The organism is Paraliobacillus quinghaiensis (assembly GCF_003426025.1).
Taxonomy (GTDB): Bacteria; Bacillota; Bacilli; order Bacillales; family Amphibacillaceae; genus Paraliobacillus_A; species Paraliobacillus_A quinghaiensis.
Genome location: NZ_QJSH01000039.1, coordinates 1 through 19,113, shown reverse-complemented (window position 1 = coordinate 19,113; position 19,113 = coordinate 1). Strand labels below are relative to the sequence as shown.

The following is a 19,113-nucleotide window of genomic DNA, read 5'->3' as shown; positions in this document are numbered from 1 at the left end:
GTATTGACGGAATGGTTTCAAGAAACATGGATCTATCATTCCCATTCTCAGTTATAAAGTTAAGATAAATATGTTTATCTTCTGCCTTTCACACTTGAAGCGCTTATAGCAGAACTTGTCGAGCGGCTCCCTTTAGTTGAATATCTCCAACCCCTCTCTTCTTACAATTGGGGGAGTATATAGGCAATGTACAGTAATGTAATTGTGATAATAGATAATAAAAGAACCTTAAATTTTTCCATCTGTATCCCACCCTTTCTTGCAGCTTTAGTCTAAGTTGTTCAACTAAAGCACCCTTTAGCACAACAACACATTTAACGTTTTTCTAGAATTTTAGTTAGTCTTATTATCCAATAAAGGAATATCCAAGGAAGAATAAACTTAGTAGCCCATTCAATCAAATGAGGATATGACAAGTCTATCCTAAATAAAGCTAATATGTACCAAAGCAAAAATAAAATAGCCAAACCAATAATTAATTTAATAATCAAATTTTTAATATCAATTTCCCCCTTGAATGAAAATTCTTCCACAAAAAATACCCCCCTCTTATTAATCAAACTTGAAGTTAAAATATAAATTAAAGGTTCGTTCTAAAAGTTAATACTTATCAATCGTTACACCAATTGTAGAGGATCTAATAAAGTTCATGTTCAAAAATCTTTCTAATTCCTGTGGTGTACCGCTAATAACAGCACCACTAGCGGATAGGTTCTTTTCGAAGTTTTCCCAGTATGGATTTTCTGAACTAACTCCAAAACCATATGCTGAATTACCGTTTCTTACTTTATTAACTTCGTGTATCTCTTCTTGCGCTTTAGTTTTTGAAGGTATCCACAACCAATCAACATTTCTACTTCCTAACTTTTTTCCTAATTCATTTATTAATATTGGTTCATTAAAAGATATGGCAATTTCAATTAGCTTATTTTCATCTAATTCTGTTGCTATATCTAACTCTTGTGGTAAAAATTCATAATCTATCCCTGGATAATAAAACTCTATGACTCGTTCGTTAGTAAGATAATTGTAAATAACAGGTCTTCCTAAGTATTGATCCATTGGGTTATCTTCTACTATGCCAGTGCCGCGATCAATTACTTCCTCACCCCCAATTGCAGGATATTTCTTTGTCTCAGTGTCCCAGATGATTTTCCGATTACCAATGGTTTTAAAATACGTTGTTTCGGCTTCTACACTAAACAAATTGTAATGGTAAGTTGTATATCCATATTTAATACCTGCACCTTTTACTGGCTTATCACTAAATACCTGAATGTCTTGTTGCTTTGATTCATCTATCTTTTTATGAATAAGATATCTTGAGCCACTATGTACTATGGAAATAGTTACTACTAATGAAACTAGGGAAATAATTATGTATAATCCAATTTGTTTCCGCCTTGTTTTACTTATTTGCTTTTGAAAAGAAGGTTTATTTACAAAATCAATCTCAGAATTTTTTTTAGAACTATTTTTATCGTTCATTTTTTTCCTCCTCATAAAGTTTCAAAAATTTTTTTCTAGCACGAAAGAGGTTCATTTTCACTGAGTTATTATCAATACCTATTAGTTTGGAAATTTCAGCATAGGTTAATTCGGATTGATACTTTAAAAGTAGGAGTTCCGCAAATAATGGTTTTAATTTTGACAACAGCCTATTAAAATCTTCCGTACGCTCCTTTGCTATAAGAAAAATTTCAGGAAGTTCTCTATATTCTTGTGATTCTAGCATTTGATCTTCTATATTGAATATGTATTTCTTATTTTTTCGACACTGATCATAATAATAATTCAATGCAACTCGGATTAACCAGCTACGCAAATTAGAGGAACGAATGGAATCTGAATATCTAAGATACTTATATGCTGTTTCTTGGACTGCATCTTCAGCGTCAGTATGGGATACGCCTTTTTTAATTAAAAATCGAAAAACAATGTTGAGTTCTTTGTTAAGATAATCGTTATTTGATTGTTCTTCCAAATTGGTTCCTCCTCTGCTTATATGACGTATGAATATTTAAAAAGTTTACAAAATCTAAATCGCTACCTTCATGTTGAAGTATAATAACCTTATTTCTTCTTATTGAATCGATGTTGACTCCAATTTTTTTACTAACAAACGATCCTTATTATGAAAGGTGGGTAACATTGATTCACCACTTACTGAAACACTTGCAAACAAGTATTTATTTGTTAAAGTCATTAAAACGATTATAATCACAGCGTAGGCAAGGTTTTTTTAGCATAATATTATCCAGCCCTTTCATTTGCGTTTAAATGTTAGAAAGTAGTTACCAAACCAGAAAAATAGAATTCCTATAGTCGTAGTAACCAGATTTTTCGAAATAATCGTACTTATATTGAGGGTATTTTCATTAAAAAAGAATACGTGATATAAAGGAATAACTTGCCCCTTCGTTAATAGTTCTGTAACAACATAAACCGCAATAAAAGAAATAGAGATTCCAATGTCTTTGAAGAACGCCATAAAGAAAAAAGAGCCTCCTGCAAAAAAAATAATTTGTGGGAAAAATTGTAAAATTAATGGTATAAAAATATGTTGTTGGCTGTTCAGTTCTATTACCGTAACAATAATTATCAATAATAAACTATAAAATAACTGAAAAATCACTACCCTAGTAATTCCATGATTTATAAGTGATATGGGGTAACTAAATAAAATCTCTCCCCCATCATCCTCAAAGTAGTCGTAAAATAAATACATCACCCACCAACTAGAAAAAGGTATAAAAAGAAATTCTATTATTGGCAGAGCGATTACAAGATTTATTAAAGGGCTACTGATTGAAAAAAAATAAATAACTATAAGTAATGTCAATATAATCGGAACATAAAAAGAAAATCCCATTGACTTTATGTCAAAATTCAAGTCAATTTTAGCTCGCTTCAATTTCGTCATTCCTTATTAATGCAAGATAACCGTCTTCTAGTCTAGGTTCAACGAGATTGGCGGTATTCAAAGGTTGCTTGTCAGACAGTAATCTTACAGTATAATTATTATTAATTTGCTTACTTGAAATAATTGTAAAATTATTCCCGAGGCTTTCTATTTCATCCATAGCGACTTGAACTTCCCATATTTTTCCGTCTGCAAAATTAGAAATATTTTCTCTCTTGCCCTCAGCAAGGACCTTCCCATTTTTTAGAACACCAATGTTATCACAAGCTAATTCTAAATCTTCTACGATGTGTGTTGAAATTATAACGATACGGTTTTTCCCTATACTCCTTAATAAACTTCTAAAACGAACTCTTTCTTCAATATCAAGTCCTGCTGTGGGCTCGTCAACAATTAAAATCTCTGGATTTCCAATTAAAGCTTGTGCAATGCCGACTCTCCGTAACATCCCCCCCGATAATTGCTTTATTTTTTTATCTTTGTGATCATATAGATTGACCTGATGGATAATTTTTTCAAGTTCTTCAGTTCTATGTTTTTTATCAATTACTCCTTTTAAGATTGCTAAATGATTTAAACATTCTATCATCTTTATATTTTGATACATGGAGAAATGTTGTGGTAAATAACCAATGCGTCTACGTACCTCTTTTGAGTCTTCCCAGCTTATCTTCCCATAAGTAATCTGCCCTTTTGAGATTGGTAACAAAGTAGCAATTGTCCTTATAAGTGTAGTTTTCCCAGCCCCATTTGGACCTAATAAACCATAGGTCCCTTTAATATTTAATGAAATATTATCTAATGCTGTATTTTGTTTAAAATGTTTGGTTAAACCTTTGACTACTATGCTACTCATTTACATTCATCCCCTTATTAACAATTTCTATCTTGTGATTTAAATATTCCCAATCATTGTTTCCGGTCTTCAATTCACCGTACCACTCTCTAAAAAACCTTTGATTAACACTGCTACTAGTTATTAAATTATAAAGTTTTTGTGCAACTATAGCTTGCAGTCTCAATTTTGAATCCCTCCGCTCCGGATCTCGTTCGTCAAAATCAGCCTCTCTTTTTAACTTGTCTACATAAAAAGAAAAAAATGAATGGTCCCTTTCTATACCTTTATTTTTGTTATACCAAAATGAAAATGACGCATTAAACAGTTGAGCGTAAGTAATATCTTCAAAAACAAACCCTTCATATTTCCACGTTAAAGCAGGTACAAGACCATAAGTTAGATAAGGATGCACCTCTTTCAACGAACCTTTATTATTTTGGAAATAAATATTAGATGAGATAATTAATTGATCTTCGCTGGCCCAAACGAATTGCTCCGGCATACCTACTTCTGAAAAAGTAGGGCGGAAAATAACTTGCCTTATATTGAAATCTTCTTCTATACCTAAAATTCCTGTTATTTCAGAAATAGAAGTTTTGGTAGATTTGTTAAATTCATCAAATCCTTGTACTAAATCTTCCCATGTTAAAGGGTAAATAACTTCCATGCTGTTTATTGTTTTTTTTCCTAGACTCCCCGCAATTAAGGTAATACCGTTTTTAGTTGTTCCTTTCCACTTACCGTCTGATTGCATTTTTAGATTAGTGTATATCGGTTCAGGCCCTGAATAAGAAAGAGAATATTTTATTTCAGAATTTGGATGCAACGGAAGAGGGAATATTTCGTTAGAATAAACTTTCATTGCTGGACTTTTCTTTGTGTTTGGTAGCCAGGGAAAATAAAATGGCAGTTTTACAGCTTGTTCATTTGCAAAAAAGTAAGGTGAACTAGTCCCTTCATAATCAAAAGACAAGGTTAGTACTTGTTTTGGCCTTATTACTGATGAAAGTTCTACCGAAATTAGATCCCCAGTTTGTTCATAGTTTAATTGTTTATCTTCATATAAAATTCGGTTTACCTTGAGATTGTGGTATAAAGAAAATTCCAATACATCCATTCCCATTCCACCAATATTTTGCAAGGTAACATCAACAGAAGCTGTAAACTTTCTGTTCGTGTTTAAATCAATGTCGTACGCTTTTATTAAGATATCACTTCTATCTCTTCTATCAATAGTATCAGAGTGGTCTTTATAATAATTATAGTCATACTTGAAAACTGCATTAGCCTCTCTATCAAACACCAAAACTTGATCCTCTTGGGCCAGACCATAACCGAAAGGTAAAGTAAGTAAAAAGAACAATAAAGAAGCAATAAAATTTTGCCTTCTTCGTGTTTTAAATCCAATAGACAAAAAAACAATGGCAAATAACAAGGTGATCCACAGCCCTTTTTTAAACCATTGCGCTGTTTCAAGTGAGTACCCGTATAGAGCATGATAAGGCTCGTATGGATTCGCTTGCCCTAAATTAAGTATATTAATTAATTCAAAAGTATTTTCGATATTAAACAACAATGCTAGTTGAAGAATAAAGGGTGTATTAAGAGGGCTGATAAGCAACCAAGTTATGATTAAAAGAACGTAGATTAATCTACCCTTCACCCAGAATGCAAATATAGATCCTATCATTCCTCCGATAAGAAAGCTTAAGGACCAATACAACAAAATATAAAGCGATGAGCTTAAATAAAATGAGGAAAATGACAAATCGCTAAAATATAGCATTAGAAACAACGAAAATAAGGAGAGTAGAGAAAAAACTAAGATTAACGCTAAAAAAAATAGAGATTTACCAAGTATTTTATGTAATGGTCCAAATTGAATAGATCTTAATAATTCATCAACTTTTTCTTTCTCTTCTAATCGGATAATTTGAACTCCAAGAACCATAGAAACAAAAATCCCACCTTGAACAACAAAGCTTGATCTTGAAAGAGTTTCTCCAGGAGCATAGTCAAGAAAGAGATAATGATAAAATAATGTTTCAACATATAACAATGACAATACAAAAATTAGTAAAGAAAACTTATTGCGACAAAAAATTTTCCAACTTATTTTAACGGAATTCCAAGTTTTCATGTTGTCCACTCCTCGTATAGTATATTTAAGAACAAAAAATTGCTCTTTGAAAATTGAATAATAGAGTTATAAAGCCTGCTTGGATATTGCGTGATATCCCTAGATAATAGAATTAGAATGGATCCAAATGGGAATATGCTTTCTACTACTGCAGTTCGACTACGATTAAAGACTGTGACCCAGAAAATTGTTGTACTGCAAACGCACAAGCTGTATCGATGTTTCGCTAAACCAAGAATTAGTAGACTTGGGCAGCTTTTAGCGATGTATCAAAGAATACTCATACGCGAGGTTGTTGTTAGACAATTGTTTCTAGGGATATCCCGCAGTATCCAAGCTTATTCCAAAATCTTAAGAAAGGAGGTCCTTTCCGTGAAATTGTTGGTAGGTATCGATGTTAGCTCTAAAAATCTTGATGTATGCTTCCTTGACAGCGAAGATACGCGTCTAAAAGAAGAAACACTTTCCAATGACCTGCAGGTGCCAATCAGATAAAAGAAGCTATTCTAGCGTATAATGGACAGGCTAGAAACATTTCGCACCACTAACGGTCAAAATAGGTAAGCATTTGAGGTTATCTCCAGCTTTTCCCCTGCTCCACACGGAGCGAGCTAGTTTCCCAGCATTCCGCGTTCCATCTAAAGATATGTACTAAATTATAAGTTCCTAGTTACTCATAGATCTGAGATTATATACTTGGTTCTAAACCGCATTGTTTACGGTATTGATTTATTTTCTGAACCATAGGTTCAGTGATTCCAAGGTTATTTATGAGTGTGTAAATTGTCGTTGTGTCTGTTTGATGGATCAACTTGTGTATCTCTTTATGAAGAATGCGTAAATTGTTAAATTTATCGCTTCCCCCGAGATGTGACGGAATGTAATGGTGGCAATGAACTTCGCTAGCAGAAAGAAACATGCCAGTAATTCGCATTTGCCCATTCTCATACTATACCGACTTATTCGATTATCCAAATACTCGACACTTCATGTCGGAAGTTTGGATTTCATTAATTGTGAAATCTCCTGTTGAATATCTGAACGAATCTTCTTCTGTATCTTTTCTCTTCCCGTACTAGTAAATGGTGTGAGAGATTGACTAATGTTCATAACATTTCTCGTTTTTACATTTGCGAGAGGAAATAGGTACACATTTGATATTTTAAATGTTTTGAAACCCAAACTGTAAAACTTTTTATAAGTTGGTGGTGGGTTTGTAGGATGTTCGTATTTCCCAACAGGTTTAAGACGATTATATATAAATGCTTGCAACTCATAGGCAAGACGTGAAAACTCGATATTAACATGTGTTGCTCGATTAAAATAATTATGAATACCTAAGACAAAACTATTAAAAAGAATTGCGTTTTGAGCGGTAGGAGAAGCTTTAATTCTTTGAATGTGTTTTTTAGCCTCAGCCTTGATTTTTCGCTTCTTGTTGGCTTTTATACCTGTATGCGCTACTCTCTTTTTTCCTTTTCGATTCGCACGAATCGTGAATCCTAAAAATTCAGATTCTCGTTTTCGCAGATTTATAACTTGTGATTTTTCTGGAGAAATATCTAATCTCAGACGTTGTTTTATATACATTCTTACAGCATGGAACCATCTTTGAGCAGTTTTCCAATCACGGCAAAGGATTTTAAAGTCGTCCGCATAGCGGACGAGGTAGCCTTCTTTAAGTTTGGTTCGCTTCTTTGCTAGAAGCTCGCCTTCCCGTGTTTTAAAAGGTTTGTGGAGAGGGAAGAATTCCCACTGTTCAGCTACCCAATGATCTAGATCGTTAAGTACAATATTACTGAGTAATGTTGATAACAAACCACCTTGCGGTACGCCCTTGGAAGGGATACCCTCACCATCGATTTCAGCTTTTAACATTCTAGAGATACAAGCTAAAACCTTACGGTCTTTTATACCAATGTTCCAAAGCTGTTTTATTAATAGGGTGTGATTTATGTTATCGAAAAATCCACGAATATCAATATCAACTACATAGTGTAGCGACGATTTATTTATAAGAAATTGTACCCTTGCCATTGCATGGTGCGTAGACCTAAGTGGTCTAAAACCGTAACTATGCTTATAAAATCTCGCATCCGCAATAGGTTCAAGAACTTGCCTAAAACATTGTTGAATGATTCTATCTATTATGCAAGGTATTCCTAGTGGTCTCGATTTACCATTTTCTTTTTCAATAAGCTTCCTTCTTACCTTCTTAGGATGATAATGCTTCAACTTGCTTCTAACTTCTTCGACAAGTTCATCATCAGATAGCTTTTGAATATCCTTTATGGTTTTTCCATCAGTACCCGGAGTGTTAGAACCTTTATTAGACTTTACTGTCCGATAGGACAGTAATATATTTTCTCTAGATGTTATAATATCGTACAGTTGTGAAAAAGACTTTTGTTCGGATGATTCATTATATAATTTCGCAAATGTTTCGGTCATGCCGTAGTAATCCCAATACCTTAAAGCTTGCACTGTGGCATCCCTCCTTTTGGAGTTGATGTTCCCACGTTCCTACCCGATCGGTGCAATACACTTTTGGAAAATAATTGTTCTATATTATTAGACTTGGGGCTATTCTTCCACTCTCATTACAAGAGGTTCATCAGTCATGCCCCTACCCTCACAAGGATAAATGCATTTCGTTTTACCTTATAGCAATCGTTTAGGATGACAGTCCCTGTTGCAACGTTCCTTGTTTTCCAAGTCCCTTATAACCTAGCTATCGGTTCTGGACGTAGGTGTAACCTGTAAGCCTGTGAGCTGGATACCGCCAATTGTTCGGTATAGCGTGTTTCATAGGGTGCATTTTTACTCTACACCACTCACACCATCGTTGGATGGTCCATAAGTTTCCTTATGTTCTAACTTTAGACCCTTACCTTCGGTTATTCGTCAGTTCTTTTGCAGTAGAACAATTCTCACCATATCTAGTTTTTCAGCCGTGCGGCATATCCGTTGGCATACCTTTTCCGAAGGAATGGCTTTAGCCTTCGTTCTGCCGAATCTACCTGTACTTCAGACCCCTTGACCTGTCAGTCAAGACGCATGCAGGAGTATTGACGGAATGGTTTCAAGAAACATGGTTCTATCATTCCCATTCTCGGTTATAAAGTTAAGATTAATCTATGATTATCTTCTGTTTTTCACGCTTGAGCGCTTATAACAGAACTTGTCGAGCGGCTACCCGTTAGCTTAAGTACGAAAATTCACAAAGGTTAAAGTCTATTAATTCCTTTTAAATAAGAAACTTGAAACACCAGACACCAACCCAAAGATTACTAAACTAAATCCGATTAAACCAACTAAATTATTCGGGTCCCAATAATAAAGGAAAAATCCTGTTAATACCAAAAGTATTGAAAACAAAATAATTTCCACTCCAGTTTTAGTTACTAGTATTGGACTTAAAAACATTGAAAGCATAACAACTGATGCAACAGACCCTATTAATACGACTAAAATTATCAAAATTTCCACTCCCTTATTAAAGATAAGCACCCGTTAGCACAAAAGAAAAATTTTTATTTGTTGGTTTAATTTGAACTTCCCCTTTGAAAAAAAACCATTACAAAGTGTCCAATTATTGAACCAATAAGAAATATTAAAAGGAAACTCCAATTATTAAAATTTTTGTCCCATATTCCTGTTAAAACAAACGTAATAAAAACTCCTGCTATAAATCCGAAAAGATTTTTAAGCTTTAAATCCACAATATTCACCTCAAATTCTTTCTTTAACACGATTCATTGATTCAACAAAGAAGAATAAATATTCTTGTTAAGCATTCGCATCTATTAATGCAATAATGTTATTGAAAGTTAAATGCTTTATCAAGTTCTTCTTCTCCAAACTTGCTAGCATATGCCATGGAATAATCAATGCTCGACAACGGTTCTTCACTCTCAATAACAAATGGTTGCTTTTTTAAATCTTCTTCTAAATAAAGTGACGGTTCTGCCACATACCAACTATCATTTCCAATTCTTATATTTAGCTTTTTCATCTCATAGCCTTTTTCTTGATAATATCCTGTTATAATATATGACCAATTATCATCTTGCTTTTCTTTCTGCACCGAAAAAGTTAAACCGTTGTCAAGCTCAAAAATCTCTGGATTATCACCGTTGTATTCAGTATCTTCTTTTGCAACTAGACTTTGATTTGATTGCCCATTATCTTTTGGAATTTCCTCTTGTGTTATATTAACCTCATTTGATTCTTCCCCTTCAGAAGTGCAAGCTATCAAACTTGCTACAACTAATAACGTTATAAATAATAAGCTTATTTTTCTCTTCATTTTCTACCCCCATAAAAGTCATCATTCTACAAATTGCTTATTGAGCTAACCTGCCACTTTAGCTAAATAAGCAATAGGAGCTGCGACATCAACAGCTCCTTGTTTCACTAAAGCACCCGTTACTTTAAGTGGATTGTTTCACATACCATATCATTGATACCCGTAAGTATCTCCTTCATCTAATTTTAAAATATGATTATTTATAGATACACTATCATTACTTTCCCATTCCACTTCAACTTGTTCTACTCTGTCTTGATAGTAAATTCGTTTTTTAAACCATAGTGGTCCGTTTAATTCTCCTCTTACTCCAAATGTACCTGCTGCTCCTGCATCATATCGGTAAAAATCAATTGTGTAATGGTCATCAGGAGAACTTACCGTCTTTAAATGTTCATTCACTCCCATAGATGAAAAGAAAGTTGTAAATGATAGTACCAATAATAGCCCGATAAATGTCAATGATGACAAAATTACCGTTAACCAACTTCTTGTTTTTGCCCACCAATTTCTTCTATCTTTAAAGCCGACAATCCCTAAAATCAAGGCTAACAAACTAATAATAAGTAAAATATAATTTGGTGGTGCAATTAACCAAGTGTTGTTAATATTAGAATACAATGAGTAGGCTGCTAATCCTAAGCAAAAAAGTATTAAATAAAAAGACCATAAGTTATATCTTTTTCCCATAAAATTCCCCCCTCTGATAATTTTCTTCTTTTGCTAACCTGCCTTTAGCGCAACAAGTAATAGCAGCTGCGACCTCAACAGCACCTTGTTCCACTAAAACTCCCGTTAACTTAAGTACGAAATTTAACAAAGTTTAAAATCTATTAATTCCTTTTAAATAAGAAACTTGAAACACCAGACACCAACCCAAAGATTACTAAACTAAATCCGATTAAACCAACAAAATTATTTGGGTCCAAATAATAAAGGAAAAATCCTGTTAATACCAAAAGTATTGAAAACGAAATAATTTCCGTTCCAGTTTTAGTTACTAGTATTGGACTTAAATACATTGAAAGTATAACAACTGATGCAACAGACCCTATTAATACAAATATAATTGTCAAAATTTCCTCTCCCCTTTTTTTATAGTTGTTTTTTTTATGAAGCCTTTGACTATCAAAAAATTGAAAGCGCTTTGTACTTCTTGAAGATAACTGCTTCGTAGAACAAGAAGTTCACTCCCTTATTCAAGATAAGCTTCCGTTTGTTGAGGAACCTTAATTAAGATTTGAATTAAAGATTGCACCGTAATAAGTATCGTCAATTCTTATAGCAACAACAGTATTACTTCGGTCTTGTTCTATTATTTTAAATATTTTAGTCCCAACCTGTAAGTTGAGGGTTGAATCATATATTACTGCTTCACCATTCTCATTTATTTCATCTACTATTGCTTTGATTTCCCCGATTTCTTTTCCTACATCTTCAACGAAAAATTTTCCACGTTCAATAGTGTATATACTATCTTCAAAAGCAAATGCCCCTTTTGATTCACTTGGAGTTTCACCTATTATTTTTTTTGGTTCCTCCGTTTTCGAACAAGCAGCTAATAAAATGACAAAAATAAGTATGAAAACACTTTTTGATAACCTCATTAAATTTCCCCTATCTATATCTATTTTAACACCAATTTGCACATATCTTGTTTCTTTGTATATTCAAGAAATCTGCCCTTTAACACGATAAGGGCTGTATTTCTTGTTAAAGATAAGCCACCCGTTTGTTTAATAAGAAATTTTATCTTCAAGTTCAATTTCATTGAAATAATTAAAACTCTTCTTTTAAGATAGAGTACATTTTAAAATCTCGATGTTTTCCTTTCACAAATATACCTTTTCTAATTATCCCTTCAAAAGACATTCCCGCTTTTTCCATTACTCGTGCTGAACCGATATTTTCTACATCACACCTTGCTTGAATACGAACTAAATCCATTTCTTCAAAACCGAATTTTATTAGTTCCTTTGCTACTTCAGTAGTTAAACCTTTTCCCCAATAGTCTTTAGAAACAACACATCCGATTTCAGCAGTTTTATGATTTGGTTGCCACCAAACAAAATCGATAGTCCCGATAAATCTTCCATTTTCCTTGTATTCAATTCCCCACGGTGAAACCTGCTTGTTTTCATATTTATTCAATACAAATTCAACAAAATCTTGTGTATCAGACATTGTTTCGTGGGTATTCCAAGTTACATACTTAGATACTTCTTCATCTGAACCGTATAGATGCATATCTTCAATATCTTCTAAAGTGACTTTTCTAAGTTTAAGACGTTCTGTTTCTAATATTGGTAAATCACCATATATTTTCTCAATCTTCATTTAATCCCCTCCACTAAACACTAACCCTATAAAGAGGTTGCTATTCCTCCTTCTTCTTATTGAACTAAAACTGCCCCGTTAGCTCAACAATCAATAGGAGCTGCGACATCAACAGCGCCTTATTCCACTAAAGCTAACCATATGTTGAATAAGAAATTCGACATCACAAAGGTACTACGAACATAGAAATAATAATAATTGATAACCCTGAGTAACCAAGTGAATCAATTACTAATTTAAATTTGGGATTTGTACTTTCGTCTTCTTCCTTTTCAGATTCTTTATACACTTTATGTTGTAAATGTTCATCGGGAATAATAATATCTGCATGATTAGCTCGACTTCCAAAGGATATCAAACGATGAATTTTTATAAATAGTAAAGATGGTAAAATTAAAATGAGCCCTATAAAAGTTCCTCCTAAGCCAATTACTTCTCTATTAAGGCTGGATGTAAATATAAAGGATATAAGAGATAGGAGCATGAATATTCCAACAGTAATATATATAACGGTCTTTAATTTTCTCAAATGCACACCCCCAATATATGACAAAGTAGTTCGCCCTTTATATATTTTATACGAGTGTTAGTCATGTAATGTTTCATCTTCAACATTACCGTGCTTTAATTGAAGACAATATAATATAACACTATCATAAAATTCAGTCGTTTCCTTTTATTTTCCAAAAAAAGAGAGGAACGTCACCTTAAATCTGACGTTCCTCTTGTTGTGTTAAAGCTCCCGTTTGTGGATTAAATTAAGGTTATTCAAGAGGTAACTGGAGTTCGCTGTTATACATTATATCTTCACTAAAATCCCAATATCGACCTTCTACATCTAAACTCATAACTTTCTTGTAATAACCCATTTCAAATAATGTTTCATTCCCACTTTTAAAGTGTAATTCGAAGTCAGGCGATTCAAAATCCATATCTGATGTGGTACCTGTTTTAGCATTATCTAAATCCTTTACAAGTTCATCAATAAATTCCTCGTCATCAATAGTAGCCACCAATTCTTCACTGCTCCATTCATAAACCTCGATACTGGAAACATCTTCGCTTAAATTAAGGTTATTATTTTGACAACCAATTAAAATGAAGGACAATAAAAGAACTGCGAATAATGATTTAATTTTTGTCATTAAAATTCTCCCCCCTTTTACTAAGACAGACGTTAAATAATAATTAAAAGTTCCAAGTCCTATTAAACATAACTGCCATTTAACGCAATAAGAGCTAAACATTTGTTCAAGATAAGCTCTCCTATAGTTGAGGATATTTTCTAATTACTTATCAGATTTTTCTTCAAGTTTCGATTTAATATTTTCTAACAGCTCATTTTGTTTTTTATGACTATCCAATATTTTATCAGTCATTTTTTCCAATGTTTTAGTAATGGACCACAATGATAAAATGATAACAATTATAATTCCTAAAGCATCCAAATTTTTTGCCTCTTCTCATTATTTTTTATACTCAATCCTTCTGCTAGTTAGTTGAAGCCTTAAATCTGACGTTCCTATTTTTTATTAAAGCACTCCTTTAGTTGAAGAGATATTATTGTTTAATTTATTTTTTCAGCAGACGGGATTGCTCCGTTTAATAATGTGTTTAATTTTTCATAATCAACATTCCAATAATAACCGTTACTATCCTGAACATAGTTCATTCCTATAACCCACAAACCGCCACCATAAGTAGTGTTATCCTGTGTTTGAAGCAGGATTTTAGTGTGTTTTTCAGGTGTTACATCAGGTGGAAAATTATTATTTTTAATTTCTGAGTATTTTTCTGATTTAGATAACAACTTTGCTATCTCCGATACTTCCTTTTGATTGGTAATTAGATATTGAGAAAACCCCTCTTTACTTTCACTACTGACAATGACCTGTTTTATATCATTTTTAGAAAGAGAAAATCCCCAAATCGATATATGTGTTTGATAATAAAATCCAACATACGCTGTTACTACTAGAACAAATGATAGTAAGACAATCCATTTCTTTCTATTCAATTTTCTACCTCCTACTTTAATAACACCAGTAAACCAATTTATTGGAAAACAAAATACTCCTTTTGAATGACTGTTATTCAACTAAACTGTCAGTTATCTCAATAAGCAGTAGGAGCTGCAACATTAACAGCTCCTTGTTCCACTAAAGCCATCCTTTTGTTGAATAAGAAATGAATACTAATTTAATATTTTCTGAACAATTCTTGTTCTCCAAATACAAAATCCTATCAAAGCACCAAGTATGTTAAGGATAAAATCATCAATGTCGAAACTTCCTCTTCTTGAAATCACTTGAATAAATTCAAGAGAAAATAATATCGCAATCATCGAAGTAATAAACACACTTACTTTACTTATTCTTTTAATGAAAAATGGTAGATAGATACCCATTGGCAGAAACATCAATAAATTACCTGCGAGGTTTTTTATAGGTATATCCATATTCATACTGCCATCAAATATCGCCTGAACATATGTACTAATAGTTTTGAATGGTACGATATTTGAAGATACTCTTATATATTCTAACAACGAAAGGTTGGCAAACACTCCACCTCTACCCAAGAACATAAGAAATACTAATGCCAATATATAAAATATAAAACTAATACTAAAAACAACTTTTATTATCTTTTTCATTTTTACTCCCCAATTTTCTTATTAGTCAAACCTGCTTCATAAGCTCAATAAGCAAAAGGAGCTGCGACATTAACAGCTCCTTGTTCCATTAACGCTCTCCGTTATTGAAGTAACTTTTATCTGTTTACTTGCTTTTTATTTCGATAATGTTTAGTTAAAAATTCATCCAATATAACTCTATGGCTTTTAACAATATTGCTTGGCAAATCATCAGGATAAAAGAAATCAAATTTAATTGATTCAGATTTGTCTATGTTTAATTCCCCTTTATAGCCCTCCGAAAAGTAGGCAACAGTTACGACATAGAATTCATCACCATTTTCAGCCTTTATATAGTTTTGTGGACCTGAATAAACATTGATAAGGTCTAATTTATCCACACTCAGACCAGTTTCCTCATATATTTCTCTTCTCGCAACATCTTCAGTAGATTCTCCCAGTTCCATTAGACCTCCAGTAATTCCCCAAGCACCATTAGGAAACTTCCGTTGTTGAAGTAATAGCCTCCCCATATCATCAACAATTACTGTAACGGAACCTACAAATATCAATGGTCTGTGACCAACTATTTCCCGTAACTCTTCTATGTATCCCATTAGTTCTTTTACCCCTTTACAATACTATTTCTTGTTAAACTCTACTGCCATTTACTTTAATAAATAAGGTACTTAATCCTTCTTGAAGATAAGCATCCGTTAGCGAAACAATTAAATTACACTAGGTCACTTTTGTGGCTCATAAATATGCCTAAGAGCTTCCTCTTTGCCAAGTCTTCGTACCTTCGTAGTCTTTTCCTCATTATATGTCATTATAAAAGTTTCTTTTTTGTCATTCCATTCGACAACCACTTCGAAATCATCATCTTTTGTTGCATATTCATGTGAATGAGTTGTACCTACACCGCTCCATGTGGCTTCCTGTATTCTACTACCGCTACCTCCAACGCTCCTATTATCAATACCTTCAAAATCATAACTAATCGGGATGTCATCCTCTTCTTTCTGTTTCTTTTTGATTTGTTCAAAATCATCTTTATAAGTCAGATTCGAGAATTGGGTCACATGAAATGTATTCTCTCCATCATTTTGAGACTGTTCTACATATAATATTCCAGTCCAAGTGTCACCCTCTCCGTAGAATACTAAAGGAGATGTCACATCTATGTCTTTATTTGCACAACCAACTAAACCAATTAAGACCATAACCACAATGGTAGATATAATTCTATTCTTGATAATGAATTCCCCCAGTTTTGTTATTTTATATTCTCTCTTATTCTACATAACTGCCACATTACTTAAACAAGAACAGGCGAATATCCTTATTAAAAATTCGCACCCCGTTACTTTAAGTGGATCGTTTCACATAGCATATCATTGATACCCGTAAGTATCTCCTTCATCTAATTTTAAAATATGATTATTTATAGATACGCTATCATTACTTTCCCATTCCACTTCAACCTGTTCGGCTCTGTCTTGATAATAAATTCGTTTTTTAAACCACAGTGGTCCGTTTAATTCTCCCCTTACTCCAAATGAACCTGCTGCTCCTGCATCCCATCTGTAAAAATTAATAGTATATGTTTCATCAGGCGAACTTACTGTCTTTATATGAGTGTTTCCTCCAAACGAAAAAACCGATGTGAATAAAAGTACCAATAGAAGTGCCGTTGATGTTAACGCTGATAAAATTAGTACAAGCCAACTTCTAATTATTGCCCACCAATATCCTTCTTCTTTCATCATTCCTGCTACTGCGAAGCAAAAAGCTAGTATGGCAACAAGTAAAAGAATATAGGATGGAGGTACTACAAGCCATGTATTGTTAATATAAGAATATAACGAATAGGCTGCGGCACCTATGCAAAAAAGTGTCATACAAAAAGACAAAAATGTATATTTTTTTTTCACAGAAATCCCCCTGGCAATTCATGCTATTTTCTTGAGCAATCCCGCTTCGGCAATTTAATATCTTCTACGAAAAAGGTATTACCCTTCTTGTAGATAAGCTACCCGTTAATTTAAGTACATTATTTCTAAATGACTTGCCATAATAAGAATATAACCTATAAAACTTATTCATCTAATTTTCTTTCGTCTTCAATATAAATTTTCGAGTTTAGAATAGGTGAATATCCATTAACCCATACTTTGTCCGTCCTCACCATAAATTTCCATTCCGAATAACTATTACTTGGAAAAGTTATTAACAAATTGACATTATCACTTTGGTATTGCTTATTTAATGCTTGCTCAAGTTGAATCTTTGAAACTGACAATCCACCAAGATATAAACTAACAATAATAATTCCTGTTAAAAAAACTAACTTTCCCTTCCGATAAAACAATCCAATCAATACGGCAACCAAGAGAGTATATAAAACAAACTCATCGTTTCGTCTAATAATACTAAAAGAAAACTCTTCTTGTGTTAATGGAAGGAGGAAAGCCACACCATTTCCCACATAATCAATAAATATATGTCCGATTAGCACTGTCAAAGAGAATACAAACCACGCTTTTAAAAAGTGAAGGTCTCTTACAAGAACACGAAAACCAATCGCAAATAATAGACCATATACTGGTACAAGTAAAACAGAGTGACCTAAAATGTCACCAAAAAATTTTGTTATATCTGGTGATATAGCAGCAATTCCACCAAAACATAGGATTAAAGCTCGCTTTCCATTAGATTCAAAATCTTTATTAAACATTACATATCCTATACTTGCACCGACAAAAAAGTGGAGTATTTCGTGAATTATATAACCCAATACCTTCCTCCTTCCTACATAAAAAGATAAAGTTCATTATTATTGAATTAAACTGCTTCCTTAGTTTAACAGTGGCTGCGACAGCTTGTTCCACTATTGCATCCCGTTAATGCAATAAGAAAATCAATTTCTATTTAGCTGTTTTAAATAAGAACTAATAATGACTATGATAAGATTTATTTCCTTTGTATCCTTCATATTCTACAATTTCACCAGACTTAGCATGAATTTTAATAAAATAATAGTCATTACCTTCTTGTTGAGCCAAAACTCTCCATGTTTTATCAAAGGGTCTATACCTTGCTTCTACAATTGGAAAATCAATTGAATCCGTTCTCATTTGTTCTTTAGCTATATCTATTGCCCTTTTGGATGACATGACACCTTCTTCTTCTAATTTATTCACCATGGTGAACATTTCCTTTTTACCTTTCCATTCTACCGTTACACTAATAGTTTCATCTTTATAAGGTAGCGAAATTTTGTTGTTATCTAAAGGAATGCTATTACCGACCAACTTTCCTTCTCCTTCAATTGTTTTATTTTCAGTTTTGATTTTATATTTTACGTTTCCAATGTCATCAGTGTTAATTTCATTTACTTCAGGCTCATTTAAAATGTAAAAAACTTCAAAATTAAAGTATTGTTGACTTGAAATTAACTGCCCTTCCCAATTTTCACTTTTACCATGAAAAAACATTTGTGTAAATTCAACGATAGAATCATCATTTTCCGCTTGTGTTTCACTGTTTTTTTCATTTGCATCTTCATCAGAAATTTCTTCTGACGGAATTTGAGCTTTCTGATTTTCTTCTTTTTGAATATCATTATTATTACTATTTTTATCATAATTTGGTTCCTGTTTAGAATCACATGCTACCAAAATCACAAAAAATAGTAATAAAGAAAATATTAAAGTCACTTTTTTCATCTAAAAACCCTCCCTACATGCGCAATAAGCAATAGAAGCTGCGAGATTAACAGTCCCTTGTTCCACTAACGCTCATCGTTTGTTTAAGTACATATTTTCACAATCAGCCATTTATCCACCTTGCCTGTCTATTACATCTCCACTTTCAGATAATCCTCTGACTACCATTTCATTACCTATCTTGAAGTAATAACGTGTACCTT

The 19,113-nt window shown here is 33.0% G+C and carries 23 protein-coding genes and 1 pseudogene; all 24 read right to left on the bottom strand.

The annotated features are described in order from the left end of the window. Nucleotides 1-314: 314 nt before the first annotated feature. Nucleotides 315-533, bottom strand: coding sequence for a hypothetical protein (locus D2K40_RS15440; protein WP_117157239.1), 219 nt, complete (start codon nucleotides 531-533; stop codon nucleotides 315-317). Between the two features lie 67 nt (nucleotides 534-600). Next, nucleotides 601-1,488: an anti sigma factor C-terminal domain-containing protein gene (locus tag D2K40_RS15435; protein ID WP_162879247.1), complete on the bottom strand. Its 888-nt coding sequence runs from the start codon at nucleotides 1,486-1,488 to the stop codon at nucleotides 601-603. Next, nucleotides 1,478-1,984: an RNA polymerase sigma factor gene (locus D2K40_RS15430; protein ID WP_117157237.1), complete on the bottom strand. Its 507-nt coding sequence runs from the start codon at nucleotides 1,982-1,984 to the stop codon at nucleotides 1,478-1,480. The genes D2K40_RS15435 and D2K40_RS15430 overlap by 11 nt, the downstream gene beginning before the upstream one ends. Before the next feature lie 99 nt (nucleotides 1,985-2,083). Next, nucleotides 2,084-2,224, bottom strand: coding sequence for a S26 family signal peptidase (locus D2K40_RS16850; protein WP_373285586.1), 141 nt, complete (start codon nucleotides 2,222-2,224; stop codon nucleotides 2,084-2,086). Between the two features lie 42 nt (nucleotides 2,225-2,266). Continuing rightward, nucleotides 2,267-2,914 carry a hypothetical protein gene (locus tag D2K40_RS15420; RefSeq protein ID WP_117157235.1) on the bottom strand — a complete coding sequence of 216 codons (648 nt, stop codon included), beginning with the start codon at nucleotides 2,912-2,914 and terminating at the stop codon, nucleotides 2,267-2,269. Then, entirely contained in the window at nucleotides 2,901-3,779 is an 879-nt protein-coding gene (locus tag D2K40_RS15415; protein WP_117157234.1) for an ABC transporter ATP-binding protein, read from the bottom strand. The genes D2K40_RS15420 and D2K40_RS15415 overlap by 14 nt, the downstream gene beginning before the upstream one ends. After that, nucleotides 3,772-5,901 carry a hypothetical protein gene (locus tag D2K40_RS15410; protein ID WP_117157233.1) on the bottom strand — a complete coding sequence of 710 codons (2,130 nt, stop codon included), beginning with the start codon at nucleotides 5,899-5,901 and terminating at the stop codon, nucleotides 3,772-3,774. Before D2K40_RS15410 ends, D2K40_RS15415 begins: the two co-directional genes overlap by 8 nt. Before the next feature lie 688 nt (nucleotides 5,902-6,589). After that, nucleotides 6,590-8,385 (bottom strand): annotated as a pseudogene (gene ltrA, locus D2K40_RS15405) (group II intron reverse transcriptase/maturase). 753 nt (nucleotides 8,386-9,138) lie between these two features. Then, a complete protein-coding gene (locus D2K40_RS15400; RefSeq protein ID WP_117157232.1) occupies nucleotides 9,139-9,381 on the bottom strand; it encodes a hypothetical protein in 243 nt (80 codons plus the stop codon). Nucleotides 9,382-9,721: 340 nt separating this feature from the next. Further along, entirely contained in the window at nucleotides 9,722-10,210 is a 489-nt protein-coding gene (locus tag D2K40_RS15395; protein WP_117157231.1) for a hypothetical protein, read from the bottom strand. A 150-nt stretch (nucleotides 10,211-10,360) separates the two neighbouring features. Next, complete coding sequence (locus D2K40_RS15390; RefSeq protein WP_117157230.1) at nucleotides 10,361-10,900, bottom strand: DUF5412 family protein; 540 nt, start codon at nucleotides 10,898-10,900, stop codon at nucleotides 10,361-10,363. A gap of 143 nt (nucleotides 10,901-11,043) precedes the next feature. Next, the gene (locus D2K40_RS15385; RefSeq protein ID WP_117157229.1) at nucleotides 11,044-11,286 is read right to left on the bottom strand and encodes a hypothetical protein; all 243 of its coding nucleotides are present in this window, start codon (nucleotides 11,284-11,286) and stop codon (nucleotides 11,044-11,046) included. A 153-nt stretch (nucleotides 11,287-11,439) separates the two neighbouring features. Next, nucleotides 11,440-11,817, bottom strand: coding sequence for a hypothetical protein (locus D2K40_RS15380; protein WP_117157228.1), 378 nt, complete (start codon nucleotides 11,815-11,817; stop codon nucleotides 11,440-11,442). Between the two features lie 172 nt (nucleotides 11,818-11,989). Continuing rightward, nucleotides 11,990-12,547, bottom strand: a complete 558-nt coding sequence (locus D2K40_RS15375; RefSeq protein WP_117157227.1) for a GNAT family N-acetyltransferase — start codon at nucleotides 12,545-12,547, stop codon at nucleotides 11,990-11,992. Nucleotides 12,548-12,710: 163 nt separating this feature from the next. Next, a complete protein-coding gene (locus D2K40_RS15370; protein WP_117157226.1) occupies nucleotides 12,711-13,076 on the bottom strand; it encodes a hypothetical protein in 366 nt (121 codons plus the stop codon). Nucleotides 13,077-13,311: 235 nt separating this feature from the next. Then, nucleotides 13,312-13,692, bottom strand: a complete 381-nt coding sequence (locus D2K40_RS15365; RefSeq protein ID WP_117157225.1) for a hypothetical protein — start codon at nucleotides 13,690-13,692, stop codon at nucleotides 13,312-13,314. A 144-nt stretch (nucleotides 13,693-13,836) separates the two neighbouring features. Next, the gene (locus D2K40_RS16495) at nucleotides 13,837-13,995 is read right to left on the bottom strand and encodes a hypothetical protein (protein ID WP_162879246.1); all 159 of its coding nucleotides are present in this window, start codon (nucleotides 13,993-13,995) and stop codon (nucleotides 13,837-13,839) included. A gap of 119 nt (nucleotides 13,996-14,114) precedes the next feature. Beyond that, nucleotides 14,115-14,564 carry a hypothetical protein gene (locus D2K40_RS15360; protein WP_117157224.1) on the bottom strand — a complete coding sequence of 150 codons (450 nt, stop codon included), beginning with the start codon at nucleotides 14,562-14,564 and terminating at the stop codon, nucleotides 14,115-14,117. A 177-nt stretch (nucleotides 14,565-14,741) separates the two neighbouring features. After that, entirely contained in the window at nucleotides 14,742-15,203 is a 462-nt protein-coding gene (locus tag D2K40_RS15355) for a VanZ family protein (protein ID WP_117157223.1), read from the bottom strand. A 116-nt stretch (nucleotides 15,204-15,319) separates the two neighbouring features. Then, nucleotides 15,320-15,799, bottom strand: coding sequence for an NUDIX hydrolase (locus D2K40_RS15350; RefSeq protein WP_117157222.1), 480 nt, complete (start codon nucleotides 15,797-15,799; stop codon nucleotides 15,320-15,322). Between the two features lie 126 nt (nucleotides 15,800-15,925). Continuing rightward, nucleotides 15,926-16,405, bottom strand: a complete 480-nt coding sequence (locus tag D2K40_RS15345) for a hypothetical protein (RefSeq protein ID WP_162879245.1) — start codon at nucleotides 16,403-16,405, stop codon at nucleotides 15,926-15,928. Between the two features lie 171 nt (nucleotides 16,406-16,576). Further along, entirely contained in the window at nucleotides 16,577-17,116 is a 540-nt protein-coding gene (locus tag D2K40_RS15340) for a DUF5412 family protein (protein ID WP_117157220.1), read from the bottom strand. Between the two features lie 164 nt (nucleotides 17,117-17,280). Beyond that, entirely contained in the window at nucleotides 17,281-17,979 is a 699-nt protein-coding gene (locus tag D2K40_RS15335; protein ID WP_117157219.1) for a metal-dependent hydrolase, read from the bottom strand. A gap of 154 nt (nucleotides 17,980-18,133) precedes the next feature. Further along, a complete protein-coding gene (locus D2K40_RS15330) occupies nucleotides 18,134-18,910 on the bottom strand; it encodes a PepSY domain-containing protein (RefSeq protein WP_117157218.1) in 777 nt (258 codons plus the stop codon). Nucleotides 18,911-19,113: the final 203 nt, after the last annotated feature.